Source organism: Glycomyces salinus (assembly GCF_016428645.1).
Taxonomy (GTDB): domain Bacteria; phylum Actinomycetota; class Actinomycetes; order Mycobacteriales; family Micromonosporaceae; genus Glycomyces; species Glycomyces salinus.
The window spans coordinates 26920-48491 of sequence record NZ_JAELXW010000029.1; the positions used below are offsets into that span (position 1 = coordinate 26920).

Sequence of the window (21572 nt, forward strand, 5' to 3'; positions counted from 1 at the left end):
CGTCCGATTTTCGTCTCGGAGGGTAGTCAAACAATTACAAGAGGTGTAGGGTCCGTTCTTGACGGCAACACGGAGTAGTCGCAAGATTACAAGTGTTACGCCGTCGGGGGGTATGAAGGGAAAACTACGGGGAGGTCATGCAGATGGGTCTGCTGATCGACTGGACAACCAGGGCTATTTGCCAAGAGGGCGACCCGGACGCGCTATTCGTCCAGGGCGCCGAACAGAACAATGCCAAGAAGGTCTGCCGCGGCTGTCCGGTCCGGCTCGAATGTCTCGCCGACGCGCTCGACAACAGAATCGAATTCGGCGTGTGGGGCGGCATGACCGAACGTGAGAGGCGAGCACTATTGCGCAAGCACGCGGACGTCCGCTCCTGGCGGTCGGTCTTCGAAGTGGCGCTCGAAGAGGAGCAGCGCAACGCCCGCAAATCGGGAAGGCGCCGCATTCCCGTGAACCTGAATATTTTAAGACGCCGCCTCTGCGGTGAGCATCGCGCCCGGAACGGAACTCCGCCCGGGCGCTTTCTCATGCCCTCCCGGCCAGGTCCCCGAAGCCCCGGAGCCCCTCCAGGTCCACCACCTCGGTACCGAACACCGGCAGCCGCACCTGCGGAACGTCCGGGCAGGCCGCCGCGTAGCGGGCCGCGACCCGCTCCTCGGCCGCCCGCCGCCGCGCCAGGTCCGCGTGGGTGCGCAGCACCGCCGCCACCGGATGCTCGGAGTCCTCCTCCTCCAGCGACGCCGCCGCGCCCAGGCACCGCTCCGCCGACAGCTCCGAGAGGACCGGCGTCAGCTGGTTGACCACGATCCCGTCCAGCGGCATCCGCTCGTCGGTCAGCCGCCGCGAGAAGTACATCGCCTCGTTGATCGCGGCCGGCTCGGGCGTGGCCACCACCAGGAACGAGGTCTGGTCGCCCTGCAGGGCCCGGAAGGTCGCCTCGGCCCGCTTCCTGAAGCCCCCGAACGTGTCCTCCAGGCTCGCGGTGAACTCGGCGACGTCGGTCAGCAGGTGACCGCCGAGGATCTTGTTGAACACCCGCGTGAACACCGCCGCGCTGGCGCCCATCATCGACAGCATCGACCGCCGCGAACCCGGGGTCGAGGCCGCCAGCAGCCGGATCACCCGCCCGTCGAGGAACCGCGCCAGCCGGGCCGGGGCGTCCAGGAAGTCCAGGGCCGAACGCGAGGGCGGGGTGTCCAGCACGATCAGGTCCCAGCGCCCGGTGTCGCGCAGCTGCGAGAGCTTCTCCATCGCCATGTACTCCTGCGTGCCGGAGAACGTCGACGACACCGCCTGGTAGAACGGGTTCGCGAAGACCTCGGCCGCCCGCTCGGGCGTGGTGTGCGAGACGACCACCTCGTCGAACGTGCGCTTCATGTCCAGCATCATCGCGTCCAGCGAACCGCCCCAGACCCCCTCGACCGGTCGCGGGGTGTTGTCGAGGGCCTCCATGCCCAGCGACTGCGCCAGGCGCCGCGCCGGGTCGATCGTCAGCACCACCGTGCGCCGCCCGTGCCGCTCGGCCGCGCGCAGCGCGAACGCCGCCGCGGTGGTGGTCTTGCCGACCCCGCCGGAACCGCAGCAGGCGATCACGTGCTTGCCCTCGTCGGCCAGCAGCGCGTCGACGTCCAGGTCAGACCGCATCGCGGCCCCCTCTCCCCAGCGAGGCCCGCAGCGCGCGAGCCAACTCGTAAAGCCCCGACAGGTCCACGCCGTCGGTCAGCAGCGGCAGCTCTTCGACCGGGCGGCCCAGCTCTTCGAGCCGGTCCCTCCAGGCGTCGATCGCGCCGATCTCGGCCTGGCGGCCCCGGTACTCCTCCAGCAGCGCCGCCACGGTCGCCTCCCCGGCAGGCAGCCCGGTCCTCTCCAGCCCGGCGGCGATCTGCTCGCCGGTCACGTCCACCGTCTTGGCGCCCACGACCTTGTTCAGCACGACGTGGCCCACCGGCAGGTCGGCCGCGTCCAGGTCCCGGCAGGCGTCGACGGTCTCCTGCACCGGCATCGCCGCCGGCGTCGTCACCAGGTGCACCGCCGTCTGCGAAGAGTGCAGGAGCCGGGCGACCGAACGGGAGTGCTTGCCGATCGGGCCGGTCTTGGCCAGGCGCCCGGACTCGACGGTCACGTTCAGGAACTTGACGATCCGCCCGGTCGGCGGCCCGTCCAGGACCACCGCGTCGTAGGCCATCCGGCCCGACTCGCTCCGCCCCACCGCCTCCTTGAGCTTGCCGGTCAGCAGGATATCGCGCAGGCCCGGCGCGATCGTGGTCGCGAAGTCGATCGCCCCGAACTTGCGCAGCGCCCGCCCGGCCGAACCGAGCCGGTAGAACATGTCCAGGTAGTCCAGGAGCGCCTCGTCGGCGTCGAGGGCCTGGGCGAACACCTCGCCGCCGTCGAGGCCGGCCGCCAGGTGCCGGTCGGCGTACGGCAGCGGGGGAGCGTCGAACAGCGGCGCTATGCCCTGGCGGTCCTCGACCTCGGCCAGCAGCACCCGCCTACCGGTGCCGGAAAGCGCCAGCGCCAGCGCCGCGGCCACGGTCGTCTTCCCCGTACCGCCCTTTCCGGTGACGATGTGCAGTCGCGGGATCGCCGGAGCCGTGGCACTCATTCATCGGAGTCTAATCACCTGATCCCCCCTCGAGGAGGCCTGTCCTTCAGGACGGGGAGGGATCGGGGTGTTCGCCTATTCGCGGTCCTGCCGCGCGGGACTGGATACCCAGAAAGGGACGAACAGCCAGATATTTGTATAATCTTCGTGTGCACCTCAGATACTCCTATCGTGTCTATCCGACGCGTCCGCAGCGCGCTGCGCTGGCGCGGACGTTCGGGTGTGTGCGCACCGTCTACAACGACGCGGTCGCGGCGCGCAGGGCCGCGCACCGTGCGGGGCTCCCTTACCCTTCGACGGCGGTATTGGACAAGGCGCTGATCACGGTGGCGAAGCGGACCCCCGAACGCTCCTGGCTGGCCGAGGTGTCCACCGTGCCGTTGCAGCAGGCACTGCGGGACTGCCACGCCGCCTGGCGGAACTTCTTCGACTCGCTGTCGGGCAAACGCTCCGGTGCCAGGGTCGGGCCGCCCCGGTTCAAACGCCGTTCGAACACGCAGAGCGCCCGGTACACGCGGCGTGGGTTCGGCCTCAAACCCAACGGCCGCCTGTATTTGGCCAAGGTCGGGGACCTGCGCGTGGCGTGGTCCCGCGACCTCCCGGCCGAGCCGTCCTCGGTGACGATCGTCAAGACTCCCACCGGCAATTACTACGCGAGCTTCGTCGTCGCGGTCGATGATGGCGCCGATCTTGCCGAACCGATCGACGACCCCGATGCCGAGACGGGTATCGATCTCGGCCTGAAGGCGTTCGCGGTGCTGCGCGGGGGCAAGACCATCGACAACCCCAAGTTCTTCCGCCGCCTGGAACGGAAGCTGAAGAAGGCGCAGCGGGCCTTGTCGCGCAAGCAGCGGGGCAGCAGCAACCGGGCCAAGGCCCGGCTCAAGGTCGCGAAGGCCCACGAAGACATCCGCAACCGGCGAGACGATTTCCTTCACAAGCAGGTGGCGACGATCATCGGCGAGAATCAAGCCGTGTACGTCGAGGACCTGAACGTGAAGGGTCTCGCGCGTGGTCGGGGAGCCAAGAGCCTCCACGATGCCGCGCTCGGGCGGTTCTTGAGGTTGTTGGAGTCGAAGGCCGCCCGTGCGGGCCGGACGTTCGCGCGCGTGGACCGGTTCTTTCCCTCCACCCGGCTGTGTTCGGTCTGCGGTGCGCTGACCGGACCGCAGGGGCTGGCAGGCCTGTCGGTCCGGGACTGGGCGTGCGGGTGCGGCGCGGTCCACGACCGGGACGGCAACGCTGAGATCAATATCAGGCGCGAAGGACAGCGCCTGGTGGCCGCTGGGCAGGCGGACACCTGAAACGGCTGCGGAGGGCCGGTAAGACCGGGGAGACCCGGCACGGCCCGTTGAAACAGGAACCCACCCGTAGCCGGAACGCACTACGCGGGCCGCAAGCCGGGAATCCCCCGCCTGCAGGCGGATGGAGGATGTCAACGGGAGTCGATGTCGCACACCAGCCACTGCGGGTCGCCGTCCTCGGCGACGAGGGCGAACGTCCAGGTGGTGGACTCGGCTTCGGTGCTCAGCTCCACGGTGACGGTGGCCTGTCCCACCGTGCGGTCGGTCTCGGTGACCGCCGTCCACTCCAGGCCGTGCTCGGCTCCGGCCTCGGCCAGCGCCTCGGTGGCCGCCGTCAGGTCGCGGTCGGACTTTTCCGAGCACAGCCACCCCGAGGCGGCCTCGGGGTCGCGCTCGTCGAGCAGCGCGGCCAGGAATCCCTCGACCGTGCGCTCGGGACTGTCGTCGATCTCCTCGACCCCGGCGAACAGCTTCGCCGCGATCAGGAACAGCGCCCCGGCGAACGCCGCCGCGGCGATGAGCGTGAGATAGGTCCAGAACCGGCCCGGGCGCGGCCGTGACTTGGTCTCGGGTTCGGGCGTCGGATCGGTGTCGGGCTGCCGCTTCGGCGCGGCGGTGTCTGGCGACACGGGAACTCCCTGTGTTCAAGAAGGCACTATGGGGAGGCGACGCACTCCGAGCCTAGCGGTGACGCCAACGCGAAGCAAGACGGCGTACCGTGTGCCCATGGAGAAATGGGAGTACTTCACCGCACCGCTGCTGATCCACAACACCAAGCAGATCCTCGACACGTTCGGGGAGGACGGCTGGGAACTGGTCACGGTGCTGCCGGGGCAGAACTCGGAGCAGCTGGTGGCCTACTTCAAGCGCAAGAAGGAGTCGTGAGTTGGTCGACATCACCGCATCGCTCGAACGCATGGGACTGACGCTGCCTCAGGTCGTGCCGCCGGTGGCCGCATACCGCCCGGCCGTGGTCTCGGGCACCTATGTGTACGTCTCGGGCCAGCTGCCGATCGTCGAGGGCGAACTGGTCGAGACCGGCAAGGTCGGCGCCGAGGTCTCTCCCGAGCGGGCCTACGAGCTGGCGCGGACCTGCGCGCTCAACGGCCTGGCCGCGGCGCTGTCGGTTGCGCCGAAGCACGGGATCTCCCGAATCGTCAAGGTCGTCGGGTTCGTCGCCTCGGCCCCTGGCTTCAGCGGCCAGCCGGGGGTCGTCAACGGCGCCAGCGAGTTCCTCGGCGAGGTCCTCGGAGGCGCCGGCGAGCACGCCCGCAGCGCCGTCGGCGTCTCGGAGCTGCCCCTGAACGCCCCGGTGGAGGTCGAGCTCATCGCCGAGACCGCCCCCACCGCGAAGGTCGTCCCGGTCTGATCAGCCGATCGCGGGGGCCACGCGGGTCTCGACCTCGCCGAGCGCGACGGTCGTCCCGCGCGGCCCCGGCGCGGTCGCCGAGATCCGGACGACGTCGCCGTCGCGCAGCTGCCACTGCCCGCCGACGCACTCGCCGGAGCCGAACAGCAGGCCCGGGCGCAGCACGCCGCCGCCGGCGGTGATCTGCGCCAACTGCTGCGCCGGCGTCCAGTACTGCGTCCCGAACTGGGCCCCGGCCACGGCCACGCCGTTGACCGAGATGCTCAGGTCCACATCGAAGCCGTACCGGTCGGACTCCTTGAGGTAGGCGGGCGTCTCGAAGCCCTGCTCGGGGGCGGCGGTGCGGGCCGCGCCCAGCGACTCCAGGGGGGTCACCCACGCGCTCATCGAGGTCGCGAACGACTTGGAGGAGAACGGGCCCAGGCCGCCGTCGAACGAGGCGAAGTCGCGGGCGGTCCAGTCGTTGAGCAGGACCGCGCCGAACACGTAGTCCTCGAAGGCGTCCGGTCCGACCGGACGCCCCAGTTCGGACTCGGCGCCGACGATGAAGCCGACCTCGGCCTCGATGTCGAGCGCGCCGGTTGGGCCGAACACGACCTGGCCGTCGCTCTCGCGGCGGTGCCCGGCCGGGCGCACCAGGTCCATGCCGGAGGGGACCACGGTCGAGGCCCGCCCGTTGGAGGCCATCGGCTGCCACCGGCGCGAGTCCGGGACCCGCTCGGTGAAGTCCACGTAGTCGGTCACCAGCAGCGGCGCGTGCATCCGCGCCTCGGCCAGCGGGGTGACCCAGTTCTGGGCCGGGCCCTCCAGGTCCGGTTCCGTCAGCGCCTGCACGACCTGCGTGCGGACCTGGCGCCACACGTCCCGGCCCAGGCCGATGAGGCGGTTGAGCGCGGGGTCGCGGAGCGCGGTGCAGGAGGCGCAGGTCTGGCAGTCCCCCGACAGCACGGCCTTGTGCAGGTCGAGGATGTGGTCGCCGATGCGGACTCCGATGCGCGGCAGCGGCTCGGCCTCGGTCGAGAACACCCCGAAGGGCAGGTTGTGGATGTTGTAGGGGCTGTCCTCGGCGCCCGGCACCCAGCAGGTGGTCACGTGGTCTCCTCCGTCGTCGCGAAACGATTACGAAGGATTAACGAGCGGGAGGGCTCCCGGTCACTCGGCGCGACGGTGCCGACGGACAACTGTGAACCAGGCCACCCAGCATCCGACGGCGACGAGGGCGAAGAACACCCGGGCGCCGAAGGCGATCTGACCGCCCAGCAGCGCCGGAAGCGCGAAGACGACCGCCAGGCCCAGCAGGATCGACCGGCCCAGCGCGCCGCGGAACAGGCCCGGCCCGTAGAGCTTGGACCGCCACTGCGGGTCCTCGGGATCGGCGTCGACGTGGTCGCGCCGGGTGCGCCTGGCCTCGGGCGGCAGCGGATGCGCGGGGGCGCCCCCGCCGCCGGGCTCCAGGTCGGCGGCGGCCTCGCGGCTGCGCCTGGCCAGGTCGTCCATGTCGAGGCTCTCGGCGACCGCCGCGAGCGCCAGGTGCGTGCGCGGCTGGTCGGGGGCGAGGTTGACCGCGTTCCAGGCCGCGTCCAGGGCCGGCTGCCCGGCCCCGGCCCGGCGCGTGATGAGCGCGTAGTGGACTTGGTGGATCCAGCTGCGGCGGTCCAGCTCCAGGAGGCTGTTGGCGGCCTGGAGGGCCTCGTCGCGGCGTTCGGCGTCGGCCAGGGCGTAGCCGCGCACGATCAGGGCGCGGCGGTGCTGCGGGTCGTGCGCGAGGGAGGCCCCGGCGAACACCAGGGCCTCGTCGGGGTCGCCCTCGGCGAGGGCGACGACTCCGGCCATCGCGTTCGCCTCGGGCGAGAACGGGTCTATCCGCAGGGCCGCGTCGACCTCGGAGCGGGCGTCTGGGAGGCGGTCGAGGTCGTACATGAGCTCGGCGCGCTCGAGGTGCTCGGCGACCGTGCGCCGCGTGGGGTCTGCGTCCATTGAATCTAAATCTCCCGAATGGGAATCAAAGCCTGTAGAGCAACGCTACCGCGGTCGCGGCCAGACCCTCGCCTCGTCCGGTGAAGCCGAGGCCGTCGGTGGTCGTGGCCGACAGCCGCACGGGAGCTGCGGCGGCCTCGGAGAGGGCCCGCTCGGCCTCTTCGCGCCTGGGGCCGATCTTGGGCCGGGCGCCGATGACCTGGACGCTGACGTTGCAGACTCCCCACCCGGCCTCGCCGACGAGGCGGGCGGTCTCGGCCAGCAGCGCGCGGCCGGAGGCGCCGGACCACTCGGGCCGGGAGGTGCCGAAATTGCTCCCGAGGTCGCCGAGGGCGGCCGCCGAGAGCAGGGCGTCGCAGGCCGCGTGGGCGGCCACGTCGCCGTCCGAGTGCCCGGCCAGCCCGGGCTCGCCGGGCCAGTCCAGGCACGCCAGACGGCATGGACGCTCGGGGTCGAAGCGGTGCACGTCGCTGCCGTGCCCGACGACGACCGGTGGAATATCGGAACGCACTCGGGTGAAAACGCTGATGGGAACGGAGGCTAGTTGACCGGGGCCTCCGAGAGCAGCACCTTGTCGAGGATGTTCTCGGCCTCGTCTTTGACGCAGTCCTCGGCGAGGGCGATCTCGCCGACGAGGATCTCGCGGGCCTTGGAGAGCATTCGCTTCTCCCCGGCCGACAGACCGCGTTCCCGGTCGCGCCGCCACAGGTCTCGAACGACCTCGGCGATCTTGAGCGGGGAACCGGAGGCCAACTTCTCCACGTTGGCCTTGTAACGCCGCGACCAGTTGGTGGGTTCCTCCGTGTGAGGGGCGCGCAGCACGTCGAAGACCTCTTCGAGTCCCTCGGCGCCGACCACCTCGCGGACGCCGACGAGTTCGACGTTCTTGGCTGGAACCTTTACTGTCAGGTCGCCCTGCTCGACTCGCAGCACGAGGTATTCCTGTTCGATACCGCCGATGACGCGAGTTTCCACAGCTTCAACGAGTGCGGCCCCGTGGTGGGGGTAGACAACGGTCTCGCCGACACTAAAACCCATAGGATCGAAACCCCTTTCGCTGTGTCTAGCCTAACACGTCACCGGGTTGATACCCGACAGCGGAGTGCCATGAATTCCCTGGTCAATTGGTATGTGATCGACTACTCTACGGCACCTTGGCGTTCCCGGTCGGACAGAGCGCCCCCAAATGAGAGGCTCGTCGCTTCCGATCGGCGATTCCCGTCGAGTGCGGATGAGAGCCACTACTCCGCCCGCGACGGGCCTGAGGTACCGGTCCGGCACGGTCGTCTAGGCTGTCGTCTGCAAGCTCTCGGGAATCAGGGAGGACCAGCAGTGGCCAGGGGAACGAGCACGGCGTTCATCGCCCGACGCACCGCGACGATCGCCATCGCCGCGGCCGCTGCCGCCGGGCTGGCGGCGTGCGGCGCGGGCCAGGTGACCAGCACCGACCAGAAGCAGAGCGCGATCGCCGGGGTCAACATCGACTCCGAGTCAGGTGAGATCGTCCTGCGCGACCTCCAGGTCGAGTTCAAGTCCGCCGAGGGCTACGAGATCGGCGACTCCGCGCCGCTGCGGGTGTGGATCTCCAACGAGAGCTCGGAGGAGATCAGCCTCACCGACGCGTGGATCGGCGGCGAAGGGGACAAGCCCGCGGAGGGCGCCCGCGCCGAGGGCCCGGCCGTCACGCTCGTGGCCGCCGAGGACGTCGAGAGCATCGGCGAGCCCCCGGCCGCCGAGGAGACCCCCGCCGAACCCGAGACCACCGAGGACACTGAGGGCGACGACGCCGAGGAGTCCGAGGACGGCGAATCCGACGCCGATGCCGGCGAGGAGACCGCCGAGGAGGACGCCTCCGAGGAAGCAGACGGCCCCGACGAGGGCGAGGCCGAGGAGTCGGCCCTGCTCGGGTCCGACGACATCGACGTCGACATCGCCGCGCACGACTACGTCAGCCTCCACCAGGCCGACGGCGACGTCCTCGTCATCGAGGGCCTGACCGAGCCCCTCATCCCCGGCCAGGCCGTCACCGTCACCTTCGAGTTCTCCAACGGCGAGCTCGTCACCGCGAACGTCCCGGTCGGCCAGCCGATGGAGCAGGCCTCCCCCTCATACCAGGAGAACCCCGGCTTCGGCGGCCACTGACGGTCAGTCGCGAGCCAGCGGCCAGCGCCGCTCCACCCGCTCGGCCCGGCCCGAACGCTTGAAGTACGCCTCCAGGCTCGCCGCGTCCTCGGCGTGCCAGCGCACCTGCGACTCGTGCAGCCCCCTCACGCCCAGCGAACCGACCTCCGGATACCGCCCGCCGATCGCGCGGGCCAGCGCGACCGTGGCCGCGGCGTCACCGGCCGCCGAGTGCGCGTCCTCCAGCGGCACCCCGTAGTGCCGGGCGGTGACCCCCAGGGTCCGCTTGCCCTTCCGGTACCGGTCGACCCGCTTGTCCAGCACCGCCGGGTCGACCACCGCGGCCTTGCCCCAGTCGGGCTGCTCGATCCCGTGCCGGTCGAGCTCGTGGGACAGCATCGTCAGGTCGAAGCCGGCCCGGAACAGCACCAGCGGCACCTCGGCCTCGATCGCCGCCGACAGCTCGGCCGTGATCTCCCGCAGCGCCCCCTCGGGCGCCGCCCCCGACTCCCGGACCTGCGCGTCGGTGATCCCGTGGACCCGTGAGGCCCCCGGTGGGATCGGCACGCCCGGGTCGATCAGCCACACCCGATCCCGCCTGCCGCCGTCCGGCTCCACTGTCACCAGCGCCGCCTGCACGATCCGGTCATTGGCCACGATCACGCCGGTCGTCTCCGTGTCGAAGCCCAGTAGCGGGCCCTCGAACCATCTCTCGTCCATGGCGCCACCATAGCGACCGCCGCCGACAATCCACCGATATGCTCATGCCCGAGCGCATCAGTGCGCACCCTCTCAATGTGCCCGTATTCGTCCCCTGGAGGAACATTGGACTTTCTCTCCCCCATTACTGACGCGATTCAGGAATGGGCAGACAATCTCAACGCCGACTTCGGCGACGCGGTAGGCGAGGTCAGCTCATTCGTGTGGGGCCCTTGGCTCCTCATCCCGCTCCTGCTCGCGGTCGGCGTCTACCTGACCGCGCTGCTCAGCGGCATCCAGGTCCGCCGCCTCGGCTACGGCCTGTGGCTGGCGCTGTTCAGGCGCCACGAGAAGGAGGGCACCGACGGCGACATCACCCACTACCAGGCGCTCTCGGTCGCGCTCGCCGCGACCGTCGGCGTCGGCAACATCGGCGGCGTCGGCGCCGCCATCGCCATGGGCGGGCCCGGCGCCCTGTTCTGGATGTGGGTGACCGGCCTGGTCGGCATGGCCACCAAGTACTCCGAGGCCCTCCTGGGCGTCAAGTACCGCAAGACCAACGCCAAGGGCCAGAAGTCCGGCGGACCCCAGGTGTACCTCTCCGAGGGCATCAAGGGCCCGCTCGGCAAGATCCTGGCGATGGCCTTCGCGATCTTCGGCGTCATCGCCAGCTTCGGCATCGGCAACGCCGTGCAGGCCGGGCAGGTCGCCACCGCCATCCAGGGCCAGCTTCCCGAGGACACGTTCTGGACCCCGTCGTGGACCGGCGTGGTCATCCTCGTGTCGGTCGGCCTGGTCATCCTCGGCGGCATCAAGTGGCTCGGCCGCGTGGCCAGCGCCCTGGTGCCGTTCATGGTCATCTTCTACCTCGCCGGGGCCCTGGCGGTCATCGTGCTCAACATCGACGTGCTCGGCACCGCGTTCGGCATGATCTTCGAGCAGGCGTTCACCGGCGCCTCGGCGGTCGGCGGGTTCACCGGAGCGGCGATCATGACCGTGATCCGCTACGGCGTGGCCCGCGGCATCTTCTCCAACGAGTCCGGTCTGGGCACCGGCGGCATCGCCGCCGCCGCGGCCAAGACCGACCAGCCCGTGCGGCAGGCGATGGTGTCGATGACGCAGACGTTCATCGACACGCTCATCGTGGTCACCATGACCGGCCTGGTCATCGTCGTCACCGGCGTGCTCGGCACCACCGAGGTCGTCGACGGCGAGGAAGTGCTGGTCGTCGACTCGGCGCTCACCCGATTGGCGTTCGAGACCGGCATGGGCGGCGCCGACACCACCGGCGGCACCATCGGCGGCCTGATCGTCGCGATCGCGATCGCCACGTTCGCGTTCTCGACCCTCATCGGCTGGTCCTACTACGGCGAGAAGTGCCTGGAGCGCTTCACCGGCCGGGCACTGATCCTGCCCTACCGCATCGTGTTCGTCCTGGTCGCCTACCTGGGCGCGGTCACCAGCCTCGACCTGGTGTGGGGCTTCTCGGACATCGCCAACGGCCTGATGGCGCTGCCGAACCTCATCGGCCTGGTCATCCTCTCGCCGGTGGTCTACCGGGAGACCAAGAAGTTCTTCGCCAACCCGGACTGGAGAATGCTCCCGTCCGACGCGGTCAAGGCCGGAAACGGCCCCGACGAGGGCGGTGAGCCGGCCAAGACGGCTGACACACCCGCCCAATAGCATCGAGTCATGAACGGCTCCCGGCCCGGCGAGGCGAATCTGGAAGCGGTCCTCGAACGCGTCACGTACGCCAACGAGGAGACCGGATACACCGTCGCCCGCGCCTCCAGCGCCAGGTCGGGAGCCGACCTGATCACGATCGTCGGTCCACTGCTCGGAGCCCAGGTCGGGGAGAGCCTCGACCTGACCGGGCGGTGGACCAGCCACCCCAAGTACGGCCGCCAGTTCGAGGTCCGGTCCTACCGGACGGTCCTGCCGGCCACCGTCCAGGGCATCGAGCGCTACCTCGGCTCGGGCCTGATCAAGGGGATCGGCCCCAAGACCGCCGAGAAGATCGTCGCCCACTTCGGCGTCGAGACCCTCGACGTCATCGACGCCGACCCCGCCCGGCTCATCGAGGTCCCCGGCCTGGGGCCCAAGCGCACCAAGTCCATCGCCGCGGCCTGGGAGGAGCAGCGCGCCATCAAGGAGGTGATGGTGTTCCTCCAGTCGGTTGACGTCTCGACCTCCCTGGCGGTGCGCGTCTACAAGAAGTACGGCGACGCCTCGATCGGCGTGGTCAAGAACGAGCCCTACCGGCTCGCCAACGAGGTGTGGGGCATCGGGTTCAAGACCGCCGACGCCGTCGCCCGCGCCGTCGGCATCCCGCACGACTCGCCCGAGCGCGTCAAGGCCGCCCTCCAGTACACCCTCTCCGAGGCCGGCGACGGCGGGCACTGCTTCCTGCCCGCCCCGAACCTGATCGCCGACACCGTCGAACTGCTCGGACTCGAGGCCGAACCGGTCGCCAGAGCGCTGGACGAGCTCGCCGAGGCCGCCGAGCACGTCATCGCCGACCAGGTGCCCGCGGGCGACTCCACCGTGCCGGCCCGGTACCTCGCGCCGTTCTACCACGCCGAACGCGGCCTGGCCGCGGGCCTGCTGGCGCTGCTGCGAGCCGAGGGCGACCGCCTGGCGGCCTTCGCCGCGGTCGACTGGGACCGGGCCTTCGCCTGGGTCGAGCGGCGCCGCAGCGCCTCCCTGGCGCCCGAGCAGGCCGAGGCGGTCAGGCTCGCGCTCACCGAACGGGTCGCGGTCCTGACCGGCGGGCCCGGCTGCGGCAAGAGCTTCACCGTCTCCTCGATCGTCGACCTGGCCCGCGCCAAGGGCGGCAAGGTGATGCTGGCGGCCCCGACCGGTCGCGCGGCCAAGCGCCTGTCCGAGCTCACCGGGCACGAGGCGACCACCCTGCACCGCCTGCTGGAGCTGCGGCCCGGCGGCGACGCCGCCTACGACCGCGACAACCCCCTGGACGTCGACCTGCTGGTCGTCGACGAGTCATCCATGCTGGACACGATCCTGGCGAACAAGCTCGTCAAGGCCGTCCCGCCGGGGGCGCACCTGCTGCTGGTGGGCGACGTCGACCAGCTGCCGAGCGTCGGCGCCGGGGAGGTCCTGCGCGACGTCCTGGCCGCCGAGGCGATCCCGAGGGTGCGGCTGACCAAGATCTTCCGGCAGGCCGCCGAGTCCGGCGTGGTGGCCAACGCCCACCGGGTCAACCGCGGCCAGAGCCCGGTCCTGGAGGGCTACAAGGACTTCTTCCACTTCGCCTCCGAGGACAACGAGGCCGTCGCCGACCAGGTCGTCGACATCGTCGCCAACCGGATCCCGGCCAGGTTCGGGCTCGACCCGGTCCGCGACGTCCAGGTGCTGACGCCGATGCACCGAGGCGGCCCCGGCGCCGGGAACCTCAACCTCAAGCTCCAGGAGGCGCTCACCCCGGCCCGGGAGGGCCTGCCCGAGCGGCGGTACGGCGGCCGCGTCTACCGTGTCGGCGACAAGGTCATCCAGATCCGCAACAACTACTCCAAGGGCGCGGCCGGGGTCTTCAACGGCACCGTCGGCACGGTGACGGCACTCGACCCCGAGGCGCAGACGCTGGCCGTCCGCACCGACGAGGACGAGGACGTCGACTACGAGTTCTCCGAGCTCGACGAGCTCGTGCACGCGTACGCGATCACCGTGCACCGCTCGCAGGGCAGCGAGTACCCGGCGGTGGTCGTGCCGGTGACCACCAGCGCCTGGACGATGCTGCAGCGGAACCTGCTCTACACCGCGATCACCCGCGCCAAGCGCCTGGTGGTGCTGGTCGGATCGAAGAAGGCCCTGGCGGTGGCCGTCCGCACGGCGGGCACCGGCAAACGCCACACGGGCCTGGCCCACCGGCTGACCGGCTGAGCGCGCTAACGGTAGTTGGTGAACTGGAGGGCCACGTCGAGGTCCTTGCCCTTGAGGAGCTTGATGACCTGCTGGAGGTCGTCGCGCTTCTTGCCGGTGACGCGCAGTTTGTCGCCCTGGATCTGGGGCTTGACGCCCTTGGGGCCCTCGTCGCGGATGATCTTGCCGATCTTCTTGGCGTTGTCCTGGGAGATCCCCTGCTGGAACGCGACGTCGATCTTGGACTCCTTGCCGGACTGCCGCGGCTCGGAGGCGTCCATCGCCTTCAGCGAGATGCCGCGCTTGACCAGCTTGTCCTTGAGCACGTCCAGGGCGGCGCGCACCCGGTCCTCGGTCTCGGCCGACAGGACCGCCGCCTCGTCGCCGCTGCGCTCGACGCTCGCGCCGGTGCCGCGGAAGTCGAACCGGGTCGACAGCTCGCGCTGGGCCTGATTGACGGCGTTGTCGAGCTCGGCCAGATCGATCTCGGAAACGATGTCGAACGAGGCGTCAGCCATGTTGAACCAGTCCTTCCGCTCGGTAAGGGAGACGGCTGCCCAGCCTAGTCGCCGCCGGCCATGAGACCTGGGTCCCACCCCTCTGGAACCCAGTTGCACCAAGCGGGGAGGGAGACGCTATTCTTGCTTCCGCTACACAGCACGGCAGGTTGCCCGAGCGGCCAAAGGGAGCTGACTGTAAATCAGCCGGCATTGCCTACGTAGGTTCGAATCCTACACCTGCCACCAGCGGAAACGCGGCCCGCGACCGGTCCCCCGGTCGCGGGCCGCGTCCGTTCTCACACGAAGGCGGCCAGCGCCGCCGCCAGGCAGCCCAGCGAGGCGAGGTTGAGAAAGACCCGCACCGCGTTCCAGCGGCTCCACTCCGCCTCCCCGAAGCGCTCGCGCGCGGCGGCCGTGTCGATCCGTTCGGGGGCCCCGGCGGCCTTGAGCGCGTTGTTGCGCGGCACGTGGACGCGGCCAGTGATCATCACCACCGCCAGATAGAGCGCGAACGCCGCCAGCGCCCACCAGAACGCGGGCCCCTGGCCGATCAGCAGCACGGTGGCCGCCGCCGGGAACACCAGCGCGCCGAGGAAGGTCAGCAGGAACACCGGGTTGATGATGGCCCTGTCGATCGCTTGGAACGCGGCGACGAAGGTGCGGTCGTCGGTGCGGGCGAGGCCGGGCATGACCGACATGGAGTAGGCGAAGAAGACGCCCGCCATCAGGCCGACGGCGGCGGTCGCCCCGAACAGGGCGATCCAGCGGATGAGTTCCATGCCTACTTCATACACCGGTCGAGCGTTCTAGAGGAACCGGAGATCACGCGCCCGTCATTCGGGCACGGCCGCCGCCACCGGCAGCCAGGCCGTGACCTCCCAGCCGCCCTCGGGGCGGGGCTCGGCCCGCAGACTGCCGCCGACGGTCTGGACGCGCTCGTTCAGGCCGACCAGGCCCATGCCGCCGCCGGTGTCGGCGAGCTTCTTGCGGGCGGCGCGGCCGTCGTCGCGGACGGCGACCTCCAGGCCCTGCGACCCGGCCGGGGCCACCACGACCCGGACCTGCCCCGCGCCCCGGGCGTGCTTGCGGATGTTTGTCAGCGCCTCCCGCACCACCCGGTGGGCGGTCGCGGCGATCTCGGGGTCGATCCGCCCGACCAGGTCGGGGGAGATGAAGCAGGACGCGTCGGTGCCCTCGCGGCTGAACCGCTCCACCAGGTCGTCGATCTGCGACAGGTCGCCCAGCGGGTTGACGCCGGTCCCGGCGTCCTCGGCGCGCAGCATCTTCACCATCCGCCGCATCGAGGCCAGCGCGGCCAGACCGGCCTCCTCGATGTCGGCGAACCACTTCTGCGGGTTCGAGTCGGTCACCTGGGCGGCCTGGGCGAGCACCACCATCCCGGTCACGTGGTGGGCCACGAAGTCGTGCATCTCCCGGGCCAGCTCCAGACGCTCGGCGCGCCGCACCTCCTCCTGGGTCTCGCGCCGCAGCTTGTCCAGACCGCGCAGGTAGGCGCCGAAGCCGACCACGGAGCCGAGGGCGAAGAGGATCATCATCGTGCCGCCGACCGCCGAATCGGTGTACTTGAACAGCCGGAACCCGATCAGCAGGATCGCCGTGCCCAGTGCCGGCGCCACCCACCGTCCCGGCGGCGCGTCCCATTGCCGTACCGCATACAGCATCAGGATGCCCATCGCGAACAGTTCCGTGACGCCGATCCCCCGCTCGTCGCTCGGGATCTCCAGCAGCGACAGCGTGATCGACAGGACGGCCACATAGCCGATCCAGCGCTTGCGGCCCGGCCGGTAGAGCGTGTACGTCAGGATCGCGAACACCGCCAGCGCGGCTTGGAACCAGCCCTGCAGGCGGAAGAACGGCGGCGATTCCCCCGGTATGGCGGAGAAGCACTCGGCCGCCAGGATCAGCGTCAGCGTGGAGACGACGCCGATCTTGAGCAGCCGCATCCCGATCCGGTTCGCGCGTTCGCTCCAGTTCCTGCGGGCAGTCATGCCGTCGACGGTAGCCGCGTATTCGCCGTCCTCCGCCGAACGGCCGAGACGCCGTGCCCGAAACCATCCCTCAGGCCGAAGGCGAAGCGCCTTCGCGAGGCGAGTCTGGGAGAGTGGACGTTCTCAACCTCGAACCGGGTCTCGGACTTCCGGTGATCGCACTGCTCCTGGCCGCCCTCGTGGTGGGCGACTTCTTCGTCCCGATGCTGCCGAGCGCCACCACGATCGCCACGCTCTCGGGGTTCCTGGTCGACGAGCCGGCGCTGGTCGCCGGGCTGATCGCCTGCGCGGCCGCCGCCTCCTGGCTGGGCGACGTGCTGGGCCACCGGGCCATGCGCGGCGCGCGGGCCCGCTTCGCGCGGCCGCTGGCCGCCTCGCGGCGGGCCGCCCGGGTCGAAGGGCGCATCCTCGCGACCCTGGAGCGGAACCCGGTCCGCACGACCCTGATCGCGAGGTTCCTGCCCGCCGGGAGGACCGCGCTGGCGTGGGCGGCGGTGTCGGCCCCGGCCTACCGGCACGGGCGCATGGCGGCGTTCGCGGGCGTCCTGTGGGCCTCGTACATGGTCGGGCTGGGCCTGTTCATCGGCTGGCTGCTGGGGCCGGGCCTGTATTCGGCGGCCACGACGATCACCTCTGTGGCGGCGGCCTCGGCCGTGCTCGGCTGGTGGTTCCAGGGCTCGAGTGGGGGACCGGGGGCTCTCGGCCGAACGGCCGAGACGCCGGCGGAGAAACCGGCAATCGAACCGAAGTCGCCGCCGCCGCTGGCCGCGAAGCTGGAGTCATGAACGGATTCCTCGATGTCGGCGTGATCGTCATTCTCGCCGTCACCATCACCTTCCTCCTGACCGGAGCGGTCCTGCCCCTCATCGACGACCAGCGGAGGGAACGCCGATGACCCCGCCCATGATCACCGGGCTCGGACTGCACAAGCGCTTCGGGAGCGCCGTGGCCCTCGGCGGCGTGGACTTCTCGGCCGCGCCGGGCGAGTCGGTGGCCGTCACCGGGCCCAGCGGCTCGGGCAAGTCGACCCTCCTGCACTGCCTGGCAGGGATCATCAAGCCCGACGCCGGGGAGGTGCGCCTGTTCGACGAGCGCGTCGACTCCCTGTCCGAGCGCCAACGCAGCCACTTGCGGCGCAGCCGCTTCGCGTTCCTGTTCCAGTTCGGGCAGCTCCTTCCCGAGCTGCCGGCCGACGAGAACGTGGCGCTGCCGCTGATGCTCGGCGGCGACAGCCGCCCCAAGGCGCTCGAACCGGCCCGCGAATGGCTCGGCCGGCTCGGCCTGGCCGGCAAGGAGGACCGCCGCCCCGGCGAGCTCTCCGGCGGCGAGGCCCAGCGCGTGGCCCTGGCCCGCGCGCTCGTGATCCGCCCCGCGGTCGTCTTCGCCGACGAGCCGACCGGCGCGCTCGACCGCGCCACCGGCGACCAGGTGATGGGCGTCCTGCTCCAGACCGTCGCCGAACTGAACGCGGCGCTCGTGGTCGTCACCCACGACCCGCTGGTCGCCGCGCGCTGCGACCGCACCGTGGAGATCCGCGACGGCCGGCTGTTCGACCACCCCATGGCGGGAGCGCGTCGATGACCTCACTGGCCTGGAGGCTGACGCGCCTCGGCGGCCGCGGCGCGCTGCTGAGCACCGGCCTGACCGCCCTGGCCGTGGCCGTGGCGACCCTGCTCCTCCAGTTCGCCGTGGCCGGGAACTTCGCGTTCGCCGAACGCGCCGACCGCACCGAGTGGCGGGCCCCCGACGAAGTCGACGACGGCGCGGCGGTCATCGCCACGGCGACCGACTTCTTCGGCGCCGACGCGGTCACCCGGGTCGACCTGGCCGAACTGGACGGGTCCGCGCCCGCCCCGCCCGGCATGGATTCCTTCCCCGAGCCCGGACAGGTCTGGCTGTCCCCGGCGCTGGCCGACCTGCTCGAAGGCGTACCCGAGGAGGACTTCCTGGCCCGCTACGGCGGCGAGGCGGCCGGCGAACTGGGCGAGGAGGCGCTGGCGCACCCGAACGAGCTGGTCGCCGTCGTCGGGCGCGACGCCGGCAGTCCGGTGATGACCGCCGAGCGGTTCGACCAGGACATGATCTCCCCGCGCGTCGTCGACGGCTTCGACAGCGGCGACGCGTCGTTCCTGTACGGCTTCTACCGGGTGCTGATGGTCCTGGCGACCGTGCTGATGGTCGTCCCGGTCGCGATCTTCGGGGCCGCCGCCGCGCGGCTGACCGTGGCCAGGCGCGACGAGCGGCTCGCGGCGCTGCGGCTGGTCGGCGCGACCCCGGGGCAGGTGGTGCGCCTGACGCTCATCGAGACGACCCTGGCCGCCCTCGCCGGGGCGGTGGCGGGCACTGGCGCTTGGATGGTCCTGACGCCGCTGGTCGCGCGGATCCCGATCGACGGCGGACCGTGGTTCGTGGGCGACCTGTGGGCGGGGGCGCCGTGGATGGCGGCGGTCGTGCTCGCGGTGCCGGTGCTGGTGGCCGTCTCGGCGGTGATCGGACTGCGGAGCGTGGTGATCAGCCCGCTGGGCGTCGCCCGGCGAGTGCGGCCCAAAGGGCTCAGGGCGATCCGCTTGGTGGTCTTCGCGGCGGTCTCGGTCGCGTTCCTGGTCGCCAGCCAGATGGTGGGCGGCGGTGACATGGTGGTCGTCGCGGTCCTCATGGGCCTGTTCGCCGGAGTGATCGCGGCGGTGAACCTGGTGGGCCCGTGGGTGGTCCAGAAGATCGGGAGGATCCTCGCCAGGACCGCCCGGACGCCCGCGAGGATGCTGGCGGCCCGCCGTCTGGTCGACGACCCGAAGGCCGCGTGGCGAACCGTCGCGGGCGTCGCGTTGGCGGGCTTCGTGGCCGGGTCGGTGGCGCTGATCCCGATGATCGAGACCGACACCGACGCGCGCGAGAGCGAGACCCTGACCGCCACCGTCGAGGCCGACGAGGCCGAGGCGCTGGCCGCGAACGCCGCCGAGGCCGTCGACGGCCTGGCCGAGATCGAAGTGGCCGAGCCCGACCCGGACTTCGGCGCCGAGGGGACCGCGGTCGTCTCCGCGGCCACCACCGGCGCCGACCTGGAGCGGGTCAGGTCCCTCCTGACGGTCGCCCTCGACGGCGCCTCGCCCGAACGGGAGGAGGTCGACGAGGGGATCATGTCCAACGGCATCGTCGCGAGCGTCCGAGTCGGGGTGACGGTGGTCCTCGGCGTGGTCTTCATGACCGCGGCGATGTCGGCGGCGGTCAACGGACTCGGCTCGGTGCTGGACCGCCGCAAGACCTACCGGCTGCTGCACCTGTCCGGCACGCCGCGGGAGGTGCTCGACCGCGCCCGCCGCCAGGAGACGATCCTGCCCATGGCGATCCTGGGAGGCGGCTCGGTGCTGACCGGGATGCTGCTTACCGCGCCGCTGATCGGGGTGATGGGACTCGACGCGACCGGGGTGGCGATCCTGGCCGCGACCCTGGCGATCGGGACGGCGGCGGTGATCGGAGCGGGGGCGCTGTCCCGCCCGCTGCTCAAGGCCACAATGGAGGACGTGAGTCCCCGCCCCGACTGACACCCCCGCTGGGCCCGAAGAGGAACGAGGGATTGCCGGTTCGACGATGAGGGAGAGTTCATCATCGCCGAACCGGCCTCCTCCTAGGACCTATTGAGTTGTGGTCGGAATCAAATCGCGTCTGTCGACAGCGTCCCGACGACCCTATGCGGGACGATCATCATCGGTTCATAACCGAATCATCACCGCAGCTCGGGCACGCCGGACCGGCCGAGCGGCTCGCCGTGGATCGCTGACCGCCGGCGGCCCGTCCGTGCGGAACCCATGCAACATCCGTGCGGCCGTCGTGAACAATCGAGCCCGTCCATTTACGCCCAAAATCGTACGGGAGAATTATATGTTCGCAAAGCTCGTGAAACGGGCGGTGATCGTTGTCGCCGCCATGGCCGCGCTCGTCATCGCAACCTCCGGACAGGCCCAAGCCGCCAGCACCTCTCTCCACCTGTACGACCTCGACCACACGCGCCTCGGATACATGGTTCAACAAGACGAAGGGATATACGACAGGATCACGGTTTGCGATACTTATAATGACAAGTACATAATGGTGGGCAAAGTCTATGACGGCACCGACGTCATTGCATCAGTTTCCGATGGCAGTGGTGGGGGATGCAGCTACACAATCACAAGGCTGTATGGCGGGAGTCAGCATGACTACTGGATGTCGCTATGTTGGAACGGACCCACTACAAAGTGTACTACCAGGAATCTTTCCGCATAGGGTTCGAGGTCGCCTCGGCCAATGCGAGGGCCTCCGGTTGAATGTGTTGCGCCTCAACGGATTCTGAACCCGAGTAGCTTTTGCCGGCTGTGGTGGAACGCAGGGATCGGACCGACGAGTATTGAGCCTTTCCGTGTGAACTGGCGAATCGGCCGTCGGTCCCTCCGCATCGAGGACGCCGGAGCCCCCTGATTGTGAAGCACGGGGCTCCGGTGTCGAAACCGAAACCGGCAGCAGGCCTGAATCCGACACCGCCGAACGCGCCGTCCGCGCAACCTCGGCCGCGCTCGCCGGCGAGGGCTTTGACGGCGCCCGTGGCAAAAGGGGACCCCCGGCTGCGGGAAAGCGGCTCCGCCGCTTGGCACGCCGACGGACGTCGAGTCGGCCGACCATTCTGAATGTCACCGGCCGGGTTCATGATCGAACGATGAGTGATCTTCCGCCGTACTGGCCGGCGCCCGAGGACCGTCGGTTCCCGTGGCCGCGCGACCCGATGGCGGTTGGTCGTGTTCGGTTCCGGTCGTGTCATCGCCGACCCCGAACAGATGCTGCGGACGTTGGTGCACGAGCTGCGGTCGTCCGGATGGCGGCCCTCGGCGGCGAGGCTGGAGCGCGTCTCCAAGCGAATCGACTTCATCGCGATGCGGCGCAGGCTGGAGCGGGAGGCGAAGCTGGGCGTGAATCGGTCTCGCGCGCCGTGGAGCGTGTGAGGTTCGTTGGCGTGCCAAGCGGCGGAGCCGCTTTCCCGCAGCCGGGGGCCTCCTTGGGCCCGGGGCGTGCGAGTGATCGTGCGGATACGAGTGGGACGTTCTCCTTGAACCCGGGTGTGTCCCGATCCACAGC

General features: G+C 70.3%; 22 protein-coding genes, 1 tRNA gene and 1 pseudogene. 13 read left to right on the forward strand and 11 right to left on the reverse strand.

The genetic code is table 11. From position 1 onward, the window contains the following. Positions 1-143: 143 nt before the first annotated feature. Positions 144-449, forward strand: a pseudogene (locus JFB92_RS26935) (WhiB family transcriptional regulator); the annotation flags it as partial. A gap of 79 nt (positions 450-528) precedes the next feature. Here JFB92_RS26935 and JFB92_RS10595 read toward each other — a convergent pair. Both JFB92_RS10595 and JFB92_RS10600 read right to left on the reverse strand, forming a co-directional pair. Continuing rightward, positions 529-1647, reverse strand: a complete 1119-nt coding sequence (locus tag JFB92_RS10595) for an ArsA family ATPase (RefSeq protein ID WP_199037883.1) — start codon at positions 1645-1647, stop codon at positions 529-531. Then, positions 1637-2608, reverse strand: coding sequence for an ArsA-related P-loop ATPase (locus JFB92_RS10600; RefSeq protein ID WP_199037885.1), 972 nt, complete (start codon positions 2606-2608; stop codon positions 1637-1639). Before JFB92_RS10600 ends, JFB92_RS10595 begins: the two co-directional genes overlap by 11 nt. A gap of 149 nt (positions 2609-2757) precedes the next feature. Here JFB92_RS10600 and JFB92_RS10605 point away from each other — a divergent pair, with 149 nt between their 5' ends. Further along, a complete protein-coding gene (locus JFB92_RS10605) occupies positions 2758-3912 on the forward strand; it encodes an RNA-guided endonuclease InsQ/TnpB family protein (protein WP_199037887.1) in 1155 nt (384 codons plus the stop codon). Between the two features lie 131 nt (positions 3913-4043). On the opposite strand, the gene JFB92_RS10610 is transcribed toward JFB92_RS10605, so the two are convergent. Continuing rightward, positions 4044-4541, reverse strand: coding sequence for an Rv0361 family membrane protein (locus JFB92_RS10610; RefSeq protein WP_199037889.1), 498 nt, complete (start codon positions 4539-4541; stop codon positions 4044-4046). 97 nt (positions 4542-4638) lie between these two features. On the opposite strand from JFB92_RS10610, the gene sp36 reads away from it, so the two are divergent. Next, on the forward strand, positions 4639-4797 hold the full coding sequence (sp36, locus tag JFB92_RS10615; protein WP_199037891.1) for a Sp36 family protein: 159 nt from the start codon (positions 4639-4641) through the stop codon (positions 4795-4797). 31 nt (positions 4798-4828) lie between these two features. After that, on the forward strand, positions 4829-5281 hold the full coding sequence (locus tag JFB92_RS10620) for a RidA family protein (RefSeq protein ID WP_199037934.1): 453 nt from the start codon (positions 4829-4831) through the stop codon (positions 5279-5281). Here the strand turns inward: JFB92_RS10620 and JFB92_RS10625 are convergent, their stop codons facing one another. Genes JFB92_RS10625 through JFB92_RS10640 form a run of 4 tightly spaced genes read right to left on the reverse strand, consistent with a single transcriptional unit; the run spans position 5282 to position 8296 of the window. Continuing rightward, entirely contained in the window at positions 5282-6373 is a 1092-nt protein-coding gene (locus JFB92_RS10625) for a fumarylacetoacetate hydrolase family protein (RefSeq protein WP_199037899.1), read from the reverse strand. 60 nt (positions 6374-6433) lie between these two features. Then, a complete protein-coding gene (locus JFB92_RS10630; protein WP_199037901.1) occupies positions 6434-7258 on the reverse strand; it encodes a tetratricopeptide repeat protein in 825 nt (274 codons plus the stop codon). A 25-nt stretch (positions 7259-7283) separates the two neighbouring features. Next, complete coding sequence (ispF, locus tag JFB92_RS10635) at positions 7284-7769, reverse strand: 2-C-methyl-D-erythritol 2,4-cyclodiphosphate synthase (RefSeq protein ID WP_307789106.1); 486 nt, start codon at positions 7767-7769, stop codon at positions 7284-7286. 29 nt (positions 7770-7798) lie between these two features. Beyond that, positions 7799-8296: a CarD family transcriptional regulator gene (locus JFB92_RS10640; RefSeq protein WP_199037902.1), complete on the reverse strand. Its 498-nt coding sequence runs from the start codon at positions 8294-8296 to the stop codon at positions 7799-7801. Between the two features lie 294 nt (positions 8297-8590). Here JFB92_RS10640 and JFB92_RS10645 point away from each other — a divergent pair, with 294 nt between their 5' ends. Further along, positions 8591-9400 carry a copper chaperone PCu(A)C domain-containing protein gene (locus tag JFB92_RS10645; RefSeq protein WP_199037904.1) on the forward strand — a complete coding sequence of 270 codons (810 nt, stop codon included), beginning with the start codon at positions 8591-8593 and terminating at the stop codon, positions 9398-9400. A 3-nt stretch (positions 9401-9403) separates the two neighbouring features. Here JFB92_RS10645 and JFB92_RS10650 read toward each other — a convergent pair whose 3' ends face one another. Continuing rightward, the gene (locus JFB92_RS10650; protein WP_199037906.1) at positions 9404-10099 is read right to left on the reverse strand and encodes an exonuclease domain-containing protein; all 696 of its coding nucleotides are present in this window, start codon (positions 10097-10099) and stop codon (positions 9404-9406) included. 135 nt (positions 10100-10234) lie between these two features. Between JFB92_RS10650 and JFB92_RS10655 the strand changes: the two genes are divergently transcribed. Both JFB92_RS10655 and recD2 read left to right on the forward strand, forming a co-directional pair. Then, positions 10235-11761 (forward strand): alanine/glycine:cation symporter family protein, encoded by a 1527-nt coding sequence (locus JFB92_RS10655; protein WP_372451619.1) that lies wholly within the window; start codon positions 10235-10237, stop codon positions 11759-11761. A 9-nt stretch (positions 11762-11770) separates the two neighbouring features. Further along, a complete protein-coding gene (gene recD2 / locus JFB92_RS10660; RefSeq protein ID WP_199037910.1) occupies positions 11771-13978 on the forward strand; it encodes an SF1B family DNA helicase RecD2 in 2208 nt (735 codons plus the stop codon). A 5-nt stretch (positions 13979-13983) separates the two neighbouring features. Here the strand turns inward: recD2 and JFB92_RS10665 are convergent, their stop codons facing one another. Further along, positions 13984-14475: a YajQ family cyclic di-GMP-binding protein gene (locus tag JFB92_RS10665; protein WP_199037912.1), complete on the reverse strand. Its 492-nt coding sequence runs from the start codon at positions 14473-14475 to the stop codon at positions 13984-13986. Between the two features lie 143 nt (positions 14476-14618). On the opposite strand from JFB92_RS10665, the gene JFB92_RS10670 reads away from it, so the two are divergent. After that, positions 14619-14703: transfer RNA gene (locus tag JFB92_RS10670), tRNA-Tyr, on the forward strand. 50 nt (positions 14704-14753) lie between these two features. On the opposite strand, the gene JFB92_RS10675 is transcribed toward JFB92_RS10670, so the two are convergent. Next, positions 14754-15236 (reverse strand): anthrone oxygenase family protein, encoded by a 483-nt coding sequence (locus tag JFB92_RS10675; protein WP_199037914.1) that lies wholly within the window; start codon positions 15234-15236, stop codon positions 14754-14756. A gap of 54 nt (positions 15237-15290) precedes the next feature. Next, positions 15291-16466 (reverse strand): sensor histidine kinase, encoded by a 1176-nt coding sequence (locus JFB92_RS10680; RefSeq protein WP_199037916.1) that lies wholly within the window; start codon positions 16464-16466, stop codon positions 15291-15293. A gap of 113 nt (positions 16467-16579) precedes the next feature. On the opposite strand from JFB92_RS10680, the gene JFB92_RS10685 reads away from it, so the two are divergent. The 5 genes from JFB92_RS10685 to JFB92_RS10705 all read left to right on the forward strand — a co-directional run bounded on the left by JFB92_RS10685 (position 16580) and on the right by JFB92_RS10705 (position 21439). Beyond that, the gene (locus JFB92_RS10685) at positions 16580-17251 is read left to right on the forward strand and encodes a DedA family protein (protein ID WP_199037918.1); all 672 of its coding nucleotides are present in this window, start codon (positions 16580-16582) and stop codon (positions 17249-17251) included. A gap of 106 nt (positions 17252-17357) precedes the next feature. Beyond that, positions 17358-18047 (forward strand): ABC transporter ATP-binding protein, encoded by a 690-nt coding sequence (locus JFB92_RS10690; protein ID WP_199037920.1) that lies wholly within the window; start codon positions 17358-17360, stop codon positions 18045-18047. Continuing rightward, positions 18044-20008 (forward strand): FtsX-like permease family protein, encoded by a 1965-nt coding sequence (locus JFB92_RS10695; RefSeq protein WP_199037922.1) that lies wholly within the window; start codon positions 18044-18046, stop codon positions 20006-20008. The genes JFB92_RS10690 and JFB92_RS10695 overlap by 4 nt, the downstream gene beginning before the upstream one ends. A gap of 337 nt (positions 20009-20345) precedes the next feature. Beyond that, entirely contained in the window at positions 20346-20729 is a 384-nt protein-coding gene (locus JFB92_RS10700; protein ID WP_199037924.1) for a hypothetical protein, read from the forward strand. A gap of 506 nt (positions 20730-21235) precedes the next feature. Then, entirely contained in the window at positions 21236-21439 is a 204-nt protein-coding gene (locus JFB92_RS10705) for a hypothetical protein (RefSeq protein ID WP_199037926.1), read from the forward strand. Positions 21440-21572: the final 133 nt, after the last annotated feature.

Excerpts from the sequence above, each read along its gene's own strand:
- JFB92_RS10595 (WP_199037883.1), bottom strand. The coding sequence starts at position 1,647 with ATGCGGTCTGACCTGGACGTCGACGCGCTGCTGGCCGACGAGGGCAAG.
- JFB92_RS10600 (WP_199037885.1), bottom strand. The coding sequence starts at position 2,608 with ATGAGTGCCACGGCTCCGGCGATCCCGCGACTGCACATCGTCACCGGA.
- sp36 (WP_199037891.1), top strand. The coding sequence starts at position 4,639 with ATGGAGAAATGGGAGTACTTCACCGCACCGCTGCTGATCCACAACACC.
- JFB92_RS10620 (WP_199037934.1), top strand. The coding sequence starts at position 4,829 with ATGGGACTGACGCTGCCTCAGGTCGTGCCGCCGGTGGCCGCATACCGC.
- JFB92_RS10630 (WP_199037901.1), bottom strand. The coding sequence starts at position 7,258 with ATGGACGCAGACCCCACGCGGCGCACGGTCGCCGAGCACCTCGAGCGC.
- JFB92_RS10640 (WP_199037902.1), bottom strand. The coding sequence starts at position 8,296 with ATGGGTTTTAGTGTCGGCGAGACCGTTGTCTACCCCCACCACGGGGCC.
- JFB92_RS10650 (WP_199037906.1), bottom strand. The coding sequence starts at position 10,099 with ATGGACGAGAGATGGTTCGAGGGCCCGCTACTGGGCTTCGACACGGAG.
- recD2 (WP_199037910.1), top strand. The coding sequence starts at position 11,771 with ATGAACGGCTCCCGGCCCGGCGAGGCGAATCTGGAAGCGGTCCTCGAA.
- JFB92_RS10665 (WP_199037912.1), bottom strand. The coding sequence starts at position 14,475 with ATGGCTGACGCCTCGTTCGACATCGTTTCCGAGATCGATCTGGCCGAG.
- JFB92_RS10675 (WP_199037914.1), bottom strand. The coding sequence starts at position 15,236 with ATGGAACTCATCCGCTGGATCGCCCTGTTCGGGGCGACCGCCGCCGTC.
- JFB92_RS10680 (WP_199037916.1), bottom strand. The coding sequence starts at position 16,466 with ATGACTGCCCGCAGGAACTGGAGCGAACGCGCGAACCGGATCGGGATG.
- JFB92_RS10690 (WP_199037920.1), top strand. The coding sequence starts at position 17,358 with ATGACCCCGCCCATGATCACCGGGCTCGGACTGCACAAGCGCTTCGGG.
- JFB92_RS10695 (WP_199037922.1), top strand. The coding sequence starts at position 18,044 with ATGACCTCACTGGCCTGGAGGCTGACGCGCCTCGGCGGCCGCGGCGCG.
- JFB92_RS10700 (WP_199037924.1), top strand. The coding sequence starts at position 20,346 with ATGTTCGCAAAGCTCGTGAAACGGGCGGTGATCGTTGTCGCCGCCATG.